The organism is Mesorhizobium sp. M7A.F.Ca.CA.001.08.2.1 (assembly GCF_003998455.1).
Lineage (GTDB): Bacteria > Pseudomonadota > Alphaproteobacteria > Rhizobiales > Rhizobiaceae > Mesorhizobium > Mesorhizobium ciceri.
Map to the genome: position 1 here is coordinate 1 of NZ_RZPW01000947.1, position 2,062 is coordinate 2,062.

Genomic DNA, 2,062 nt, shown 5'->3' on the forward strand with positions numbered 1-2,062 from the left:
CCCCGCCGCTGAAGAACAGCCGCCTGCTCCAGGAACTGTTTGCCGCCGCCCGCATCTATTCGATGTACGGCCTGACCGAATGCAAACGCTGCACCTATCTTCCGCCGGACGATCTTGCCCGAAAACCGTTGAGCGTGGGGATCGCCATCCCGAACACCGAAATGTGGATTGTCGATGAGGATGACCGAAGGGTTGGTCCCAATGCCGTCGGCCAGTTGGTCATCCGCGGGGCAACGGTCATGAAGGGCTACTGGGGTAAGCCGGAGGCTACCGCGAAGAAGCTCAAGCCAGGTCCTTTGCCCGGCGAGCAGGTTCTGTACACCGGCGACTACTGCCGAATGGACGAGGAAGGCTACCTCTATTTTGTCGGCCGCAGCGATGAGATCATAAAATCGCGGGGAGAAAAGGTGGCGCCTAGGGAAGTCGAAAACGTGCTGATGGAAATCCCGGGAGTACGGGAAGCCGCGGTTGTCGGAGTACCCGACGACCTGCTGGGGCAAGCAGTGAAGGCCTTTGTCGTCATGGAGCAAGGAACGATCATGGGCGAAAAGCAGCTGCGGATGGAATGTCAGAAGCGATTGGAGAACTTCATGATTCCGAAGTCCATCCAAATTGTGTCCAGTCTGCCGATGACGGACACGGGCAAGCTCAAGAAAATGGCGCTGTCATAAAGCAATTTACGGAAATTATTTGGCTCGGAGGCCAATTCAATGCTGAGCACGAACAACAGAATTGACACCTACAGCGATCAAATCCGCGCCTTTCTGGCGTCAAACTTCTACGTAGCCGACCCGCGTGCGCTGGAAGTTGAAACGTCGTTGCTCGACCAGGGCATCATAGACTCGACTGGAGTGCTTGAAGTTATCGGCTTCGTCGAGGAGACATTCGGCATCACTGTCGAGGACAGTGAACTTCTGCCGGAGAATTTCGATTCCATCCAGGGAATTGCACGTTACGTGGTCAGCAAGGAAAACTGATCGCCGGGCTACGGCTTGAGGGCGTCGTCCCAACCGAGCGTGCAAACCCATGGCGCGGCTCACGCTGACGCTTTGGCCCGTGCACAAACCACCCTGGCTTCACCGGCTTTGTTCGCAACCGTGCGAATGCTCTCATAGGCTTTGGAACGCTCAACCAAACTCATGACCTGCCGGTCCTGGCCAAGCCCGACCTCGAAAAGCAGCATGCCACCTTGCCGCAGATAGTGCTGCGCCTCCTTGATCACCCGCATATGAATGCTCAGGCCGTAAGGCCCGGCAGCGAACGCCTCACGGGGTTCAAGTTCCATCAGATGCGCGCGGTCGTTTTCGAGCCGCTTCTCCGAGATGTAAGGCGGGTTGCAGACGACCAGATCGATCGTACCTTCGAGCTCCAGACCCGAGAAGGAATTGAAGAGGTCGCCTTGTAGCACCGAAATACGTCCGGCCAGGCCAAGATGGGCAACGTTCCGGCAGGTGGTTTCGACGCAGCTGTCGGTAAGATCGCTCGCCCAGACGCGCGCGGTGGGGACCTTGTATCCAATGGCGCAGGCGAGATTGCCCGCCCCGCAGCACATGTCCACGACACGCGGTACCGGCCTTTTAAGTTCGCGAAGGACATTGAGGGCGGTGCTGCCGAGCAGTTCCGTCTCCGGGCGAGGGACTAGCACGCCGGGCGCGACAACCAACTTCAGCCCCATGAAGTCGGTGCGGCCGGTACTGTAGGCGCTGGCGACATCTATTTCACCAATCACGGCAAACCCGCTTTCTTGATTCCCCATGTTGATTTCTCAGGCGCCCGGTCTTCATGCCGTGGGCGAGCCATCAGCAACGTCGTTCCCGGCTCGGTTCACGTCCGCGCAACTACTGGATCGCCGCGCTCTGCAGTTCGCTGCTGAACCTCACCTCGATGGTGTCTCCAGGCGCAACCTCGGTGTCCTGGTCGGCCGGTCGACCTCTTGACGCGTCGCCGGCCCCGCCGGTTATTGTGATCCGCGCCTGAAAGGTTTCGCCGGCGATGGGCAGTGGAAGCGCGGACGCCCCTGATGGCTGAAGCTTCTGGCTGGCTGCGTGGAGCCTTGCAGTGG

General features: G+C 59.1%; 3 protein-coding genes and 1 pseudogene. 2 read left to right on the plus strand and 2 right to left on the minus strand.

From position 1 onward, the window contains the following. Positions 1-671 (plus strand): class I adenylate-forming enzyme family protein (locus EN914_RS33295; RefSeq protein ID WP_164779105.1); only part of this gene is annotated, 671 nt, incomplete at its 5' end. Between the two features lie 39 nt (positions 672-710). Continuing rightward, on the plus strand, positions 711-977 hold the full coding sequence (locus tag EN914_RS33300; RefSeq protein WP_013533122.1) for an acyl carrier protein: 267 nt from the start codon (positions 711-713) through the stop codon (positions 975-977). Positions 978-1,036: 59 nt separating this feature from the next. Here EN914_RS33300 and EN914_RS33305 read toward each other — a convergent pair whose 3' ends face one another. Beyond that, the gene (locus EN914_RS33305) at positions 1,037-1,729 is read right to left on the minus strand and encodes a class I SAM-dependent methyltransferase (RefSeq protein WP_032898951.1); all 693 of its coding nucleotides are present in this window, start codon (positions 1,727-1,729) and stop codon (positions 1,037-1,039) included. Between the two features lie 109 nt (positions 1,730-1,838). Beyond that, positions 1,839-2,062: pseudogene (locus EN914_RS38800) on the minus strand (sugar ABC transporter substrate-binding protein); the annotation flags it as partial.